The sequence below is a fragment of the Enterococcus sp. CR-Ec1 genome, assembly GCF_002850555.1.
Taxonomy (GTDB): Bacteria; Bacillota; Bacilli; order Lactobacillales; family Enterococcaceae; genus Enterococcus_D; species Enterococcus_D entomosocium.
Map to the genome: position 1 here is coordinate 2810498 of NZ_CP025223.1, position 15057 is coordinate 2825554.

Here is a 15057-nt window from a genome sequence, read left to right on the forward strand (position 1 = left end):
CTAATTATTTCATAGCTAGTAAAAAAGTTACGTTTTGTCCCAGAATCGGGACAAAAAAAAGCAACCTCTCCAATAGAAGAGGTTACTCCACTTGAAATTCCTGTTGGACAAGCTTTAAAGCAGCTGCGATCGTATCGTCCATATCATAATAGCGATAGCTGGCTAGGCGCCCACCAAACAAACAATTTTTTTGCTGTTGCGCTAATTTTTCATACTTGCGATACAATGCATTATTGCTTTGATCGTTAATTGGGTAGTAAGGAATATCTCCTTTCTTCCACTCTTTCGGGTATTCTTTAGTGATAACTGTTCTTTTTGACACCACTGGACAAAAATGTTTATGCTCAATGATTCGCGTATAGGGCGTTTGACTGTCTGTAAAGTTCATGACGGCTGTTCCTTGGTAATTATCCGTGTTATAGACTTCAGTTTCAAAATGTAAAGACCGATAGGCCAACTCGCCATAACAATAATCGAAATATTGATCAATCATTCCAGTATAAACAATGTTCTTAGAAGAGGCTTCATGTCGTGTGCGATCTGCAAAAAAATCAGTCTCTAAAGAAACATCAATCAGTGGATGTGTAAGCATTTTTTGAATCATTTGTGTATAACCCAATTTAGGTATTCCTTGAAAAATATCCGTAAAATAATTGTTGTTAAAGGTATACCGGATCGGCAGCCTTTTGATAATAAAAGAAGGAAGAAGATCACATTCTCGTCCCCACTGTTTTTCAGTGTAGCCTTTGATCAGCTTATGATAGATGTCTGGTCCGACTAAAGAAAGAGCCTGTTCTTCTAAATTTCGTGGTCTTTTTATTCTTGTCTTTTCAATTTGAGTCATTATTTTGGTACGAGCTTCAGCAGGATTTTGGGTTCCCCACAGTTGGTAAAATGTGTTCATATTAAAAGGAAGATTATATAGCTCGCCTTGATAGTTTGCAATAGGAGCATGAATGTAGGGATAGAATTCAGTAAACTGATTGATATAGTCCCAAATTTTTTTACTCGATGTATGAAAAATATGCGCACCATATTTATGTACGTCGATTCCTGCTTGTTTTTCTGTATAACAATTACCGCCAATATGTGTCCGTTTTTCCAACATTTTCACTGTATGTCCCCGTTTCGCTGCTTCATGAGCAAAAACTGAGCCAAAAAGACCTGTACCAACGATCAAATAATCATAAGCCATTTTTTTCTCCTAAAAACTATTTTCTTTTATTATAGGATTTTGATAAGTCAGAACTATAATTTCTTTTTTTTGAAAAAGAAAATAAAGAAGAAATGACTACCTTCTGTTATCTTAAATGATTGGTCATTGTCTGCACTGAATGAATCGAGGCAACAAAAAAGCTCTGAAATCGCAGCAGCTGACTGTTAAATCAACCGCTACTCTTTCAGAGCAAAGCAATAATCGAAAGATTATTTATTTTTTAAGTTGTAGAAAGCTTGCAAGCCTTTGTATTCAGCAACTTCACCAAGTTGGTCTTCGATACGTAGTAATTGGTTGTATTTTGCAATACGGTCAGTACGTGAAAGAGAACCAGTTTTGATTTGGCCAGCGTTTGTTGCAACAGCGATATCAGAGATTGTTGAATCTTCTGTTTCACCTGAACGGTGAGAAACTACTGCAGTGTAACCAGCTTCTTTCGCCATTTCGATTGCATTGAATGTTTCAGTCAATGTACCGATTTGGTTAACTTTGATAAGGATTGAGTTACCGATACCGTTTTTGATTCCTTTTTCAAGGATTTCAGTATTTGTAACAAACAAGTCATCCCCTACTAATTGAACTTTGTCGCCTAAGCGTTCAGTTAATAGTTTCCAACCATCCCAATCGTTTTCATCCATACCGTCTTCGATAGTGATGATTGGGTATTTGTTAACTAATTCTTCTAAGTAGTCAACTTGTTCAGCAGCAGTACGTTTTACGCCGTTTTCGCCTTCAAATTTAGAGTAGTCGTAAACACCGTTTTCGTAGAATTCTGATGATGCACAGTCAAATCCTAGGTATACATCTTTACCTGGTTCTAAACCAGCAGCTTTGATTGCTTCTAAGATTGTTTCAACACCGTCTTCAGTTCCTTCAAAACGAGGAGCGAAACCACCTTCGTCACCTACTGAAGTTTCTAAACCACGTTTAGACAAGATTGATTTCAAAGCGTGGAATACTTCAGTACCCCAACGTAAGCCTTCTTTGAATGTAGGTGCGCCTACAGGCAAGATCATGAATTCTTGGAAAGCGATTGGTGCGTCAGAGTGAGAACCACCGTTGATGATGTTCATCATAGGAGTTGGCAATACTTTTGTATTGAATCCGCCTAAGTAGTGGTATAAAGGTACTTCTAGGTAATCAGCAGCTGCACGAGCAACAGCGATAGAAACACCAAGAATCGCGTTTGCGCCTAATTTGCCTTTGTTAGGAGTTCCGTCTAAAGCGATCATTGCTTTATCGATAGCCATTTGGTCACGTACATCGTAGCCGATGATAGCTTCTGCAATGATGTTATTTACATTGTCAACTGCTTTCGTTACACCTTTACCGCCATAACGAGCTTTGTCGCCATCACGTAATTCAACTGCTTCGTGTTCACCTGTTGAAGCTCCTGAAGGAACCATTCCGCGGCCGAAAGCACCTGATTCTGTGTAGACTTCTACTTCGATAGTTGGGTTACCACGTGAGTCTAAGACTTCGCGTGCGTAAACATCAGTAATAATTGACATGTTTTGTCTCTCCTTTGAGTTTGTTTTATCTTAAGGGGAATACCCCTTGCGAACAACTTAATTGTAGTGAAAAAATCACGATTCTGCAAATGTTATTTTCATGAAAATGAAATTATTTTACAGCATCTAATAATGCTAGGAATGAATCAGCTTGCAAGCTTGCGCCGCCAACTAATGCTCCGTCAACATTTTCTTTTGCCATGTATTCAGCAATGTTTTCAGGTTTTACAGAACCGCCGTATTGGATACGCACGCTATCTGAAACTTCTTTGCCGTATAATTTTTCAACGGTTTTGCGGACAACGCCACAAATTTCGTCTGCGATGTTTGCATCCGCTGATTTACCAGTACCGATCGCCCAGATTGGTTCGTAAGCAATCACAAGATTACTTACTTGACCGTCTGTTAAACCGTCTAAGCCAGCAGTGATTTGTCCTTCGATCCACTCCGCTGTTTTGCCAGCTTCATAGGTTTCTAAAGATTCACCACAGCATAGGATTGGGATCATGCCGTTTGCAAAGATTGCTTTGGCTTTTTTGTTGATGTCTTCATCTGTCTCATGGAAGTATTCACGACGTTCTGAATGACCAATGATGACATAGTCAACACCTAGATCTGCTAAAGCTGCTGGTGAAGTTTCGCCAGTAAAGGCACCTTCATTTTCCCAGTAGCTGTTTTGAGCAGCAATTTTTAATTCTGTTCCTTCAGCAGCATCCACTAATGTTTCTAAGAATAAAGCTGGCGAACCGATCACAGAGTCAACTGTCTCGTTGCTAGGAATTTTTGTTTTGACTGCTTCAGCAAATTCTTTTGCTTCTTTCGCAGTTTTGTTCATTTTCCAGTTTCCGGCAATAATTGGTTTGCGCATGTTCTGGCACTCCTTTTCGTTATCAAGCGTGCAAAGAAAGTTCTTTGCACGGCTTGTCATTGATTATTTATCGTTGATCGCAGCTAGGCCAGGAAGTGTTTTTCCTTCTAGCAATTCAAGGCTGGCACCGCCACCTGTTGAGATGTGGGTAAATTTGTCAGCAAACCCTAATTGTTCTGCTGCAGCTGCAGAGTCACCGCCACCGATGATCGTTGTTGCATCTTCAAGGTTGGCAATTGCTTCACAAACACCAATCGTACCGTTTGCGAAGTTAGACATTTCAAACACACCCATAGGTCCGTTCCAAACGACTGTTTTTGCGCCTTTTAATGTTTCAGCAAACAAAGCGATGGTTTCAGGTCCGATATCTAAGCCCATTTGTCCTTCAGGAACATCACCAGTATGTTCTTCTGTTGGGACATCATTTGAAAATTCAGCAGCAGTGATTGAATCAACTGGTAATACTAATTTATCGCCAGCTTTTTCGATCAATTCTTTTGCTAATTCTACTTTATCTGCTTCCACAAGAGAATTACCGATTTCCATGCCTTTTGCTTTGTAGAACGTATACGTCATTCCGCCGCCGATCAAGATTTTGTCTGCTTTAGGAATCAAGTTTTCGATTACGCCGATTTTATCAGATACTTTTGCTCCACCAAGAATCGCGATCATTGGACGTTTTGGTTCTTCGACTGCTTCCCCGATGAATTTGATTTCTTTTTCCATTAAGAAACCAGCAACTGTTGGGATACCTGTTGAAGCGATCCCTACGTTTGAAGCGTGTGCGCGGTGTGCGGTACCAAAGGCATCATTTACAAAAACATCGCCTAAAGAAGCCCAGTATTTGCCTAGTTCAGGATCGTTTTTGCTTTCTTTTTTGCCATCGATGTCTTCGAAACGAGTGTTTTCAAAAACAACGACATCGCCATCTTGCATGTTGTTGATCGCTGCTTCTAATTTTTCGCCGCGGGTTTCATCAACGAATGTTACTTCTTTGCCTAACAATTCGCCAAGACGTTTCGCAACTGGCGCTAAAGATTTTCCAGCTTTATCTGCTTCTTCTTTCACACGACCTAAGTGTGAGAAAAGAATTGCTTTTCCGCCGTTTTCGATCACATAATTGATTGTTGGTAATGCTGCTTTGATCCGTGTATCATCTCCGATCACTCCATCTTTCAATGGAACGTTGAAGTCCACACGTACAAGAACTTTTTTATCTTTTAAATCGATATCTTGAACTGTCATTTTAGCCATGAACAGATTCCTCCTAGCATAATTGTTAAAAAAAGCGGAGAAGCGCGATGCTTCCCCGCTTTCTCTTGCGATGGTTTAAATTAAAGTCGTTCGCAACTCTTATAGGTTAGCGAAGTATTCTAAAGTACGTACTAATTGTGCAGTGTATGACATTTCATTGTCGTACCAAGCAACAGTTTTAACTAATTGTTTGTCGCCAACAGTCATAACTTTTGTTTGAGTTGCATCAAATAATGAACCGTAAGTCATACCAACGATATCAGAAGAAACGATTTCGTCTGTGTTGTAACCGTAAGATTCGTTTGAAGCTTCTTTCATTGCTGCATTGATTTCATCAACAGTTACTTCTTTGTCAAGAACAGTAACTAATTCAGTTAATGAACCAGTTGCAACAGGAACACGTTGAGCAGCACCATCTAATTTGCCGTTCAATTCTGGGATTACTAAGCCGATCGCTTTAGCAGCACCAGTTGAGTTAGGCACGATGTTTGCAGCAGCAGCACGGGCACGGCGGAAGTCACCTTTAGGGTGTGGTCCGTCTAGAGTCATTTGGTCACCTGTGTAAGCATGGATTGTAGTCATTAATCCTTCAATCACACCAAATTTGTCGTTCAATGTTTTCGCCATAGGAGCTAAACAGTTTGTTGTACATGAAGCACCAGAGATAACTGTTTCTTCACCTGTTAAAGTTTCATGGTTTGTGTTGTAAACGATTGTTGGAACATCGTTTCCACCAGGAGCTGAGATAACTACACGTTTTGCACCAGCTGTTAAATGTTTTTCAGCAGCTGCTTTAGAAGTGAAGAATCCAGTACATTCTAACACGATTTCAACACCTAGTTCGCCCCAAGGCAATTCTTCAGGGTTGCGGTTAGCTAAAACTTTGATTTCGTTTCCGTTCACATTGAATGAACCTTCGTGAACTTCAACTGTACCGTTGAAACGTCCTTGTGTTGTATCATATTTTAACAAGTGAGCTAACATTTTAGCGTCTGTTAAGTCATTGATAGCCACAACTTCGATTCCTTCTACTTCTTGGATACGACGAAATGCTAAGCGTCCGATACGTCCAAATCCATTAATACCTACTTTAACTGTCATTTAAGATTTCCTCCTTATGAAAATCATAAAAATATTTATTTTAAAGGGTTGCCCCTTTTAAAATCTCATTTGCGCAAGCTTCATCGGTGATGAGCCAGGTTTGTTTTGGTGCATTTTTCATGTATGCATTGACCGCTTTGGCTTTTGATTGTCCGCCAGCGACCGCAAAAATGATTGGGACTTTTTGTAAATCTTTTAATTGAAGTCCGATTCGAGGAACTTTGTAAACGACCTCGCCTGCTTCGTTAAAGAAATACCCAAAGGATTCTGCAACTGCATTTTTTTGTTTCAACATCAGAATTTCTTGTTCTGACATTTTTCTTCGAGCCGCCATATGCAACGCCCGTCCAATACTATGAATAACACAATTTGCTTGACTTATCAAGTTTAAGACATCAACGATGGCGGGTTCTTTCAAGAGAAACTCGTAGGTGTTCATGCTTAATTGTTCTGGTACAAACAAGGAGCGATAATCGCCATTTGTCTGCATTGCCATCACCGAGCTGACAGAGTTTGCTTGCACGTTGACTGATTCTCCGATACCACCACGGGCTGGAACAAACAAGTTATGACGTTTGGCGGTTTCCAAATTACCCAATTCCTCGGCAACTTTCGCCATTGTCGTCCCTCCCATTACTGCGATGGTGTTTTTGCCTTCTGGCAATAAGAGATCCAACGATTCATTCAGCAACTGGCCAAATTCAGCAATAACTTTCGGTTGTCGATCACCATCGCCGCTCGCAATCAAACAACGTTCGATGCCAAAGGTCTCTGATAATCGTTTCTCGATTTGGTGCATTCCGAACAGCTGATCCATCAGTGCACCAATCTTCGTGTACACTTCTTCTCCGTAGGCGGTCAATTGCATGCCGCTTTTTGAAGAGTCGATCAGTTTCAGCTTTTTAAGGATATCTGTTTCCGTCCTCAACACGCGTTCCGTCATTGATAAACTTTCCGAAAGTGTCCGGCGGCCAACGGGCTGCATCCAATAAATATTTCTTAAGATACGGTAACGTTCCTGGAGTACAGCGAGAATATCCGGGGTGATTGCCTCAATCAATTTTAATTCATCGAGCATTTTATATCCTCCCGTTGGACAATTTTCGTCCTACAATGACTTAAAATGACCCATCGATTGCAAAAAAAATTTAATCTGTTTCCTACACCAATAATAGTAGCACTTATCGCCTTGATACGCAACTATTTCAGTCACAAAATCTTGCTTTTCATAAAATCGTCATAATTTGAAAAAGAGGAAAGGATCGATAAAAAAAGGAAAGGCTTTGCTGCCTTCCCTACTCATCGTTAATAGTAAGTTTTGCTTTACTCGAATCGTTTCCGCTTGGAAGAACCAGGGATATTCATGGCTTCACGATACTTTGCCACCGTTCGTCTAGAAATATCGATGCCTTGGGCTTTGAGGGCATCTGTCAACTTTTGGTCTGACAATGGTTTGTTTTTATTTTCTTCATTGATCAGTGCTTTTAGCTGCTGTTTGATCGATGCCGTCGTCAGGTCATCACCGCTTTCTTGCGTCGAAACTTTCTGTCCAAAGAATAGTTTTAATTCAAACACCCCAAAGGAGGTCTCCAAGTATTTCCCATTGACTGCCCGGCTGACCGTTGATTCATGAATTCCTAATTCTTCGGCAACTTCTCTTAAAACCAATGGCTTTAATGGTCGATCTGGTTGAGTGAAAAACTCCTTTTGCCGCGCAACGATCTGCACCCCGACACGATAGATGGTATCCCCTCGTTGCAGCAAGGTCTTCTTTAACCACTCGAACTCTTGGGCTTTATTGTCTAAATAACTTAAGACTTCTGGATCACCGCTTTGCTTCAATTGGTCAAAGTACTGCTGCTGAAAGCGAACCTCTGGTAAGGCGCGTTTGTTTGATTTCACGATCGGTTGTCCTTTTTCAACCGTCACTCGCAGGTCAGGAACGATGTAAAGCCCATCGGTCGACCCAAACGCCGCCCCTGGTGTGGGGGTCAATGTTTGAACATAATCAAAGACCTTTTGAATCTCAGTTAATGGAATCTGCAGCGCTTTGCTGATTTTGTCCCACTTGCGCTCTGCCATTTCCGTGAAGAATTCTTCTAAAATGAGATAAGCCATTGGCGGCGCATAGTCATCTCTTTCCGTTTGCAGCATCAAACACTCTCTTAGATCACGAGCACCGACTCCTGCCGGATCCAGTTGCTGGATCAAGGTTAAAGCATCAAGCATTTGGATCGGCGTCCCCCCGACAAGCTTCCCAGCTTCTTCCAAATCAATCGTCAAAAAGCCGTTTAAATCAATGTACTCGACTAAAAATAAAACGATCGTCCGCAAAAAGGTGTCGCGGTAATTTAAATGAACTTGATCAATGAGGTGTTCGAATAAAGACGTGTGCTGATCAGGGATCTGGCTTAAGTAATCCATTATTTGTTCTGACGAGCCGCTGCTCTTGCTTGGTGTGATGGGCGAATCATATTCCCCCAGATCAATCAACGGATTTTCTAATGCCTGGTTATCTATGAAGGACAATAATTCATCTGCAGAAAATTGCAGCACTTGGATCGATTGCTGTAATTTCTGCGTCATAGCAAGCTTTTGCGTCTGTTTTTGTTGTTGTGAAAATTGCTGTTGAAATTTCATCATTCTACCTCTTGTTTTTTTCACTGAAATTGGTTAAACTAATATTTGTGCTTCGCGCCTTTAGTGTAGTGGATATCACGTAAGATTCCGGTTCTTGAGACGGGGGTTCGATTCCCTCAAGGCGCGTTTTTTCTTTTCGTTACAAGTATACTCGATTCAAATCAATAATTCAAAAGCACTTAGGGACCGCTGATGCGGTTCCTTTTTTATTTGTATCTATGTAAGAAGGCGAACTCGTCCTTCAACGATTAAAAGCTGCTTGCAGCCATAAGGCGAAAAAAAGAAGAGGATTACTCCTCTTCTTCCTCTTCATCCGCAAAATCATCTTCATCATCGTCATCGATAATGGTGAGATCTTCCTCAATGCTGTCAGGTAATTCTTCTTCATCATCGGTGCTATTGTCGGCGCCGATTTCTTGCAAGTCTGAATTGTATGCCGAGATTTCTTCATCCTCGTCATCATCATCATCAAAGAGATCATCTTCTTCGTCATCTGACAAATCAGTATCCTCAGGATCATCATCGTTATAATCGATTGCATCTTCATCATCGTTGATAAAGGCATTGACTTTTTTACGTTTGCGACGACGTGGTGTATCTTCATCATCGTCTTCGATGCCATGGTTGACTTCTTCATCGATCGAATCAATGGCGTACCACGAACGTAAGCCCCAACGATTGTCGCCTAAAGAAATAAAACTACCGTCGATATTCAAGTCTGTATAAAACTGCGCCAATGAATCACGAATCTCGCTGTCTGAAGTTTCAAGATAGTTTTGAATTTGGTTGACCAAATCAGAAAAATCCATCACGTCACCGCGCTGCTCTAAAATCGCATGGGCAACTTCAATCATCGACAATTCGTTTTTATTTACACCTTCAAATACATTAATTTCCAAACGGGACACGTCCTTTCACAGTCTACTCCTAATCATACAAAATTACGTCTCAAATTGCAATTTTTTCTTTCAATTTCCCTTTGATTAAGCGGTAAATTCTAAAGACAGTTTGTATTCGCCGACTTTGTCAGCAGCCATGAACAAGTCATAATCGATATCGATCTTTCCCGAGTATGGACGGTCTTTCAAGCTAACGTGCAAGTGATTGGTGAAGGTGTGGAACATCATCAAGCCATACGGGGTTTGATAACTCGTCTCTAAACGTTCCTTATAAGAAAATTTCAAGCGCATGCGCATTTCCCCTGAGCGAATCAATTGAATCAATCCGTCTGGCATAATTTTCATCGTAACGGGAATGTCGGTGCCGTCTGGCTGGATCTCTTTGTAACGGAGATATAAGGTATCACCGATCTTGACTGCTTGTCCTTGCAGATCAAACAGAAAGTTCTCTGTTTCCCCTGCTTGACGTACATTGGTTGTTAAATGAATCGAGATTGGGATTCCTTTTGATAATTCTTGCATGTACGTGTGCCTCCTTTGAAGATTTCAGTTTCATTCTTGCTTTTTTTCATTCGTTTGTCAATCATTTCAGTTGATTCTCCTTAGTCTATTTCTTCATTGAAAATAAAAAAAGAAAACAATAGCAAGTTTTCATTCTTTTCTCCAAGTAATTTTCCAAGAATCGTATATAATAAGGATAACAGGTATTTTAAAGGAGTTTAACCGATTTGACTATCTATGTAATGGATCAAACCTTACCACGTATCCACAATCCTTATGAGCCGTTTGCCTTCACCGATGTTGCCACCGAAGTTGCTGGCAAACAGGAACAAGTTTATTGTCATTTTTGGCAGTTGTCCGATACGATGATTTTAGGCATGAAAGATACCCGGCTGCCTTTTTTGACAGATGGTCTGCAGGTTTTGAAAGAAGCTGGCTATGCCTCGATCATCCGCAACTCAGGGGGGCTTGGCGTAATTAATGATGCCGGTATTTTGAATGTCTCCCTCATCTTCCCTAAACATTTGGCTGCCACCACAGATGCAGCCTATGAAATGATGGCGACATTGCTGCAAACCGCCTTTCCTGAGCGGACAATTTTGGCTTATGAAATTGCTGACTCGTATTGCCCAGGCACCTATGACCTGAGTATTGATGGGAAAAAAATTGCTGGTACAGCACAACGACGAATCAAAGACGGCGTGGCTGTCATGATGTATCTGAGTGTCAACGGCGACCAACCAGCCCGCGGCTCTCTCGTTCGTCGTTTTTACCAAGCAGGTTTGAAAGAGCGCTTTGGTACAGATGGCTATCCAGCCGTCAATCCTGCGAGCATGACCACTTTAGAAGCGGCCCTCGGCCGTAAGTTTACCACACACGAGGTGACTGACCGCTTGCAAAAAGCCCTGCTTTCCTTGATCACAGACCAATCCCTATATCCGCTTGAATCACTGGATCAATGGCGGACAGAAAATAACCTTAGCGAACAAATGCAGCAACGCTTAGCTGGCATGGAAAAGCGAAACCAACCAATAAAGGAGTTTAGCGATGAGCCTACCATATAAATATCAAACCTTAGCGATAGAAAAAGTATTTCGTGATCCTGTTCATAACTATGTCCATGTACAGCACCAAGTGATTTTAGATTTGATCAATTCCAAAGAAGTGCAGCGTTTGCGGCGCATCAAACAGCTGGGAACTGCTTCCTTTACCTTTCACGGAGCAGAACATAGCCGCTTTTCTCACTCCTTGGGCGTTTATGAAATCAGCCGTCGCATTTGCGATATTTTCCAACGCAATTATTCCCTTGAAAAAGTCGGACCAAACGGCTGGGATGATAAAGAGCGTTTAGTGACCTTGTGTGCAGCATTGCTTCATGATGTGGGCCACGGACCATACTCCCACACCTTTGAGCACATTTTCCATACAGACCATGAAGCCATCACAGTGGCGATCATTACTTCTCCTGAAACGGAAGTTCATCAGATATTGAACCGAGTGGAAGCTGGATTTCCTGAGAAAGTCGCAAGTGTTATCACTAAAACTTATCCAAATCCTCAAGTCGTTCAAATGATTTCTAGTCAAATCGATGCTGATCGGATGGACTACTTGCTGCGCGATGCTTATTTTACCGGCACTGAATACGGCACGTTTGATCTGACCCGAATTTTACGAGTGATTCGTCCGTACGAAGGCGGTATTGCTTTTTCTATGAATGGCATGCACGCTGTGGAGGACTACATCGTCAGTCGTTACCAGATGTATGTGCAAGTTTATTTCCATGCGAGTTCTCGAGGGATGGAAGTGATCTTAGCCCATTTGCTGGATCGAGCTGCAGAACTGTATCAAGTGGATTCAGAATTGTTTCAAGGCCATTCGCAGCTGCTTCTCCCATTTTTAAAACAAGAATTCACCTTAGATGAATACTTGAAACTCGACGATGGCGTTCTGAATACCTACTTTACCCAATGGACGGAAGAAAATGATCCGATCCTCAGCGATTTGGCCAAGCGGTTCTTAAATCGTAAACCGTTGAAATCCGCCCGCTTTGACGATGAGACGCAGTTGCCTATGATTGAAGAAATGCAGGGACTGGTGGAAAAAGTCGGCTTCAATCCCCGCTATTATACTGCCATCAATTCAAGCTTCGATCTGCCTTATGATTTTTATCGGCCGACTTCAGGCAAACATCGGACACAAATCGAATTACAGGAAAAAGATGGTTCCCTTGTGGAATTATCCCAAGCCAGTCAGCTAGTTGCAGCTTTAGCGGGACAAACCCAAGGTGACCAACGCTTTTATTTTCCAAAAGAAATGATTGACCCCAACATCCAAAATCACTATGATTTATTTGGAGAGACGTATCAAGAGTTTGCCAAGCACATTCGCAATGGTGCTTTGATCAAACCAAGCCACTAGGAGGAACTTATGAGTATCAAATTGATCGCCATCGATATCGATGGTACCCTGTTGAACAACGACCGCAAGATCACCCCAGCCGTTTACAAGGCATTGAAAGACGCTGAAAAGCAAGGTGTACGCATCGTTTTGTGTACGGGACGCCCTTTAACTGGTGTCCAAGATTTATTAAAGGAACTAGACTTATTTACGGACAATGATTTCGTTATTACTTATAATGGCTCTTTGGTTCAAAAAACCAAAAACCAAGAGATCATCTCTGAATTCGGCTTGTCCCAAGATGACTATCTCTTTGTTGAGATGACTGCGAGAAAATTAGGGGTTCATCTTCATGTAGAAACCGAAGATACCATGTATACCGCTAACCGCGATATCAGTCCTTATACGATTTATGAAGCCTTCTTAGTCAACATGCCATTGAAATATCGGACACCAGAAGAAATGACTGCTGACTTGAATATCATCAAAATGATGATGATCGATGATCCCGAAAAACTTAATCAGATCATCCCACAATTGCCGAGCAGTTTGACGGACAATTACAATGTGGTCAAAAGTGCTCCTTACTTCTTGGAAGTTCTAAATAAACAAGCCCATAAAGGGGCTGCTGTCAAAAAATTGGCGGAGCACTTAGGCATCAAACAAGAAGAAGTCATGGCGATCGGCGATAACGAAAATGATTTAACCATGGTGGAATACGCTGGTATCGGTGTGGCGATGGCCAATGCCACTGAAAACGTGAAAAATGCCGCAGATGTCCTAACTGCATCAAACGAAGAAGATGGTGTGGCAGAAGTAATCAACAAGTATGTTTTAGCAAATAACTAAGTGTAAAAGGCAGGTTTCCTTTTTATCGGAAGCCTGCCTTTTTTATTTTGCCAACCATTGTTCAACTGCCCATTTATGGCTGCCGCGTTTTAATCGCTGAATCGCTTCTTCTGGCGTATGCCATGACAACTGATTGGTTTCTTCTGTCGGTTCACAGACTTTTTTCCATTTGGTCATTAAATAGAAATAGCCGGGATGATGGTAAAATGTATCGCGATGGCGTGAATAGAAGTATTCAACTGCCTCCCCTAAATAGGCAGCGATCTCCCCTTCAAATCCAAGTTCTTCTATTAATTCTCGCTGGATCGCTTCTTCTTTGGTCTCATTTGGTTCAATTTCACCGCCTGGTAAAAAATAGGCGCCATTGGGTGCTTGTACCAAGATCACTTCATTTTTTTCATTTGGAAGAACGACATACGCGCCATATCTTGATTTGTATGGTTTCCCCGCTTCTTTTTCCCCGAACACAATTTCCTTTTCTGGCATGATTCCCTCCACCAACACTTTCTTTCCATTTTACCCTATGCCAATAGTCTGGACAAGCTGGAAATAACGCTCTGTTGTCTTTTATTCGTTATAAAATGATAAAATATGTTATCATACAACTATCAAGATCGAAAGGATGATTTACCCATGAAAATGGCTCACACTTGTGTCCGCGTCAAAGACTTAACGGCTTCTCTAGATTTTTATCAAACTGCCTTTGGTTTTGAAGAATCTCGCCGTCGTGATTTTCCTGAACATCAATTTACTTTGGTTTACTTAACATTGCCTGGAGATGACTACGAGCTAGAGTTGACATATAACTATGACCATCCTGGCTATGAGTTAGGCGACGGCTATGGCCACATCGCCATCAGTACCGATGATCTAGAAGCGCTTCATGAGAAGCACCAAGCTGCCGGATTTGACGTCACTGACTTGAAAGGACTACCAGGGACTTCTCCATCTTACTATTTTGTGAAAGATCCTGATGGTTATAAAATCGAAGTTATTCGCGAAAAATAAAGCGAAGATGCTCGAAAAAAGGACCTCGTGTCCTTTTTTCTTTTCGTTCCATTTACTTATAGAAAGGTTTGATCAAATGAAACCCATTATCGGCATCGCTGCTAATGAACGGCCAATGATTGAAGAAGCAGAACATTGGTTGTCCTATACACCCAAAAATTTTGTCACCCATATCCAACAAGCCCAAGGCATTCCCCTAATATTACCAATGGGTGTCGTGGAAGATGCTGCGACTTACATCAGCAAAATCGATAAACTCTTGTTAGCCGGTGGTCATGATGTCTCCCCTGATCATTATGGCGAAGATCCTCATCCTTTGATTCAAGGCATTCATCCTGATCGTGATGTCTTTGAATTGGCATTGATCAAAGAAGCAGTGGCTCAAAACAAACCCATCTTTGGAATCTGCCGCGGCATGCAGTTACTAAATGTCGCATTTGGTGGGAGTTTGTACCAAGATCTCTCTTTGATCGATCACCCAACGATCAAACACGTGCAATTACCAACGTTCTTTCAATTCCCTACACATCGGGTGGAAATCAAGGCAGACAGTCGTTTGGCTGCTCTTTTAGGCACAACCTATCAAGTCAATTCTTTTCATCACCAAGCAGTCAAAACAGTTGCAGATGATTTCAATGTGACCGCCACCGCTCCTGATGGTGTTGTTGAAGCCATTGAATCCACCGCCTATGGCGCACCGATCTTAGGCATTCAGTGGCATCCTGAGCTAGCCGCTCACAAGCTGCCTTCTGAGCAATCGATCTTCGACTTTTTTGTGCAGGAATTCTAAAGGCCTGCACCTTGTTTTCTAGA

The 15057-nt window shown here is 41.6% G+C and carries 15 protein-coding genes and 1 tRNA gene; 6 read left to right on the forward strand and 10 right to left on the reverse strand.

Annotated elements, in window-relative coordinates:
- Window positions 1-82 precede the first annotated feature (82 nt).
- The 7 genes from glf to rpoN all read right to left on the reverse strand — a co-directional run bounded on the left by glf (window position 83) and on the right by rpoN (window position 8593).
- Window positions 83-1195: a UDP-galactopyranose mutase gene (gene glf, locus CXM95_RS13420; protein WP_101699248.1), complete on the reverse strand. Its 1113-nt coding sequence runs from the start codon at window positions 1193-1195 to the stop codon at window positions 83-85.
- A 230-nt stretch (window positions 1196-1425) separates the two neighbouring features.
- Complete coding sequence (gene eno / locus CXM95_RS13425; RefSeq protein ID WP_005234360.1) at window positions 1426-2727, reverse strand: surface-displayed alpha-enolase; 1302 nt, start codon at window positions 2725-2727, stop codon at window positions 1426-1428.
- A 112-nt stretch (window positions 2728-2839) separates the two neighbouring features.
- Window positions 2840-3595: a triose-phosphate isomerase gene (tpiA, locus tag CXM95_RS13430; RefSeq protein ID WP_101699249.1), complete on the reverse strand. Its 756-nt coding sequence runs from the start codon at window positions 3593-3595 to the stop codon at window positions 2840-2842.
- Window positions 3596-3658: 63 nt separating this feature from the next.
- Entirely contained in the window at window positions 3659-4849 is a 1191-nt protein-coding gene (locus CXM95_RS13435) for a phosphoglycerate kinase (RefSeq protein ID WP_005234355.1), read from the reverse strand.
- A 99-nt stretch (window positions 4850-4948) separates the two neighbouring features.
- Complete coding sequence (gene gap, locus CXM95_RS13440) at window positions 4949-5950, reverse strand: type I glyceraldehyde-3-phosphate dehydrogenase (protein ID WP_008380858.1); 1002 nt, start codon at window positions 5948-5950, stop codon at window positions 4949-4951.
- Between the two features lie 40 nt (window positions 5951-5990).
- The gene (locus CXM95_RS13445) at window positions 5991-7028 is read right to left on the reverse strand and encodes a sugar-binding transcriptional regulator (protein WP_005228675.1); all 1038 of its coding nucleotides are present in this window, start codon (window positions 7026-7028) and stop codon (window positions 5991-5993) included.
- Window positions 7029-7273: 245 nt separating this feature from the next.
- Entirely contained in the window at window positions 7274-8593 is a 1320-nt protein-coding gene (gene rpoN, locus CXM95_RS13450) for an RNA polymerase factor sigma-54 (protein WP_176257008.1), read from the reverse strand.
- Window positions 8594-8644: 51 nt separating this feature from the next.
- Between rpoN and CXM95_RS13455 the strand changes: the two genes are divergently transcribed.
- A tRNA-Arg gene (locus CXM95_RS13455) sits at window positions 8645-8716 on the forward strand.
- Between the two features lie 164 nt (window positions 8717-8880).
- On the opposite strand, the gene rpoE is transcribed toward CXM95_RS13455, so the two are convergent.
- Together rpoE and CXM95_RS13465 are read right to left on the reverse strand one after the other, a co-directional pair.
- Window positions 8881-9489, reverse strand: coding sequence for a DNA-directed RNA polymerase subunit delta (rpoE, locus tag CXM95_RS13460; protein WP_086297788.1), 609 nt, complete (start codon window positions 9487-9489; stop codon window positions 8881-8883).
- A gap of 84 nt (window positions 9490-9573) precedes the next feature.
- The gene (locus tag CXM95_RS13465) at window positions 9574-10011 is read right to left on the reverse strand and encodes a DUF1934 domain-containing protein (protein ID WP_005234346.1); all 438 of its coding nucleotides are present in this window, start codon (window positions 10009-10011) and stop codon (window positions 9574-9576) included.
- A 221-nt stretch (window positions 10012-10232) separates the two neighbouring features.
- On the opposite strand from CXM95_RS13465, the gene CXM95_RS13470 reads away from it, so the two are divergent.
- Genes CXM95_RS13470 through yidA form a run of 3 tightly spaced genes read left to right on the forward strand, consistent with a single transcriptional unit; the run spans window position 10233 to window position 13236 of the window.
- Window positions 10233-11054: a lipoate--protein ligase family protein gene (locus CXM95_RS13470; RefSeq protein ID WP_034878392.1), complete on the forward strand. Its 822-nt coding sequence runs from the start codon at window positions 10233-10235 to the stop codon at window positions 11052-11054.
- Window positions 11038-12408, forward strand: a complete 1371-nt coding sequence (locus CXM95_RS13475) for an HD domain-containing protein (protein WP_008380856.1) — start codon at window positions 11038-11040, stop codon at window positions 12406-12408. The genes CXM95_RS13470 and CXM95_RS13475 overlap by 17 nt, the downstream gene beginning before the upstream one ends.
- Window positions 12409-12417: 9 nt before the next feature.
- Window positions 12418-13236, forward strand: a complete 819-nt coding sequence (gene yidA / locus CXM95_RS13480; RefSeq protein ID WP_005234343.1) for a sugar-phosphatase — start codon at window positions 12418-12420, stop codon at window positions 13234-13236.
- Between the two features lie 42 nt (window positions 13237-13278).
- Here yidA and CXM95_RS13485 read toward each other — a convergent pair whose 3' ends face one another.
- Window positions 13279-13722 carry an NUDIX hydrolase gene (locus CXM95_RS13485; RefSeq protein WP_005234342.1) on the reverse strand — a complete coding sequence of 148 codons (444 nt, stop codon included), beginning with the start codon at window positions 13720-13722 and terminating at the stop codon, window positions 13279-13281.
- A gap of 147 nt (window positions 13723-13869) precedes the next feature.
- On the opposite strand from CXM95_RS13485, the gene gloA reads away from it, so the two are divergent.
- The gene (gene gloA, locus CXM95_RS13490) at window positions 13870-14244 is read left to right on the forward strand and encodes a lactoylglutathione lyase (RefSeq protein ID WP_005234340.1); all 375 of its coding nucleotides are present in this window, start codon (window positions 13870-13872) and stop codon (window positions 14242-14244) included.
- Window positions 14245-14320: 76 nt separating this feature from the next.
- Entirely contained in the window at window positions 14321-15034 is a 714-nt protein-coding gene (locus CXM95_RS13495; protein ID WP_008380852.1) for a gamma-glutamyl-gamma-aminobutyrate hydrolase family protein, read from the forward strand.
- Window positions 15035-15057: the final 23 nt, after the last annotated feature.

Excerpts from the sequence above, each read along its gene's own strand:
- glf (WP_101699248.1), bottom strand. The coding sequence starts at position 1,195 with ATGGCTTATGATTATTTGATCGTTGGTACAGGTCTTTTTGGCTCAGTT.
- eno (WP_005234360.1), bottom strand. The coding sequence starts at position 2,727 with ATGTCAATTATTACTGATGTTTACGCACGCGAAGTCTTAGACTCACGT.
- tpiA (WP_101699249.1), bottom strand. The coding sequence starts at position 3,595 with ATGCGCAAACCAATTATTGCCGGAAACTGGAAAATGAACAAAACTGCG.
- CXM95_RS13435 (WP_005234355.1), bottom strand. The coding sequence starts at position 4,849 with ATGGCTAAAATGACAGTTCAAGATATCGATTTAAAAGATAAAAAAGTT.
- gap (WP_008380858.1), bottom strand. The coding sequence starts at position 5,950 with ATGACAGTTAAAGTAGGTATTAATGGATTTGGACGTATCGGACGCTTA.
- CXM95_RS13445 (WP_005228675.1), bottom strand. The coding sequence starts at position 7,028 with ATGCTCGATGAATTAAAATTGATTGAGGCAATCACCCCGGATATTCTC.
- rpoN (WP_176257008.1), bottom strand. The coding sequence starts at position 8,593 with ATGATGAAATTTCAACAGCAATTTTCACAACAACAAAAACAGACGCAA.
- CXM95_RS13465 (WP_005234346.1), bottom strand. The coding sequence starts at position 10,011 with ATGCAAGAATTATCAAAAGGAATCCCAATCTCGATTCATTTAACAACC.
- CXM95_RS13470 (WP_034878392.1), top strand. The coding sequence starts at position 10,233 with ATGGATCAAACCTTACCACGTATCCACAATCCTTATGAGCCGTTTGCC.
- CXM95_RS13475 (WP_008380856.1), top strand. The coding sequence starts at position 11,038 with ATGAGCCTACCATATAAATATCAAACCTTAGCGATAGAAAAAGTATTT.
- yidA (WP_005234343.1), top strand. The coding sequence starts at position 12,418 with ATGAGTATCAAATTGATCGCCATCGATATCGATGGTACCCTGTTGAAC.
- CXM95_RS13485 (WP_005234342.1), bottom strand. The coding sequence starts at position 13,722 with ATGCCAGAAAAGGAAATTGTGTTCGGGGAAAAAGAAGCGGGGAAACCA.
- gloA (WP_005234340.1), top strand. The coding sequence starts at position 13,870 with ATGAAAATGGCTCACACTTGTGTCCGCGTCAAAGACTTAACGGCTTCT.
- CXM95_RS13495 (WP_008380852.1), top strand. The coding sequence starts at position 14,321 with ATGAAACCCATTATCGGCATCGCTGCTAATGAACGGCCAATGATTGAA.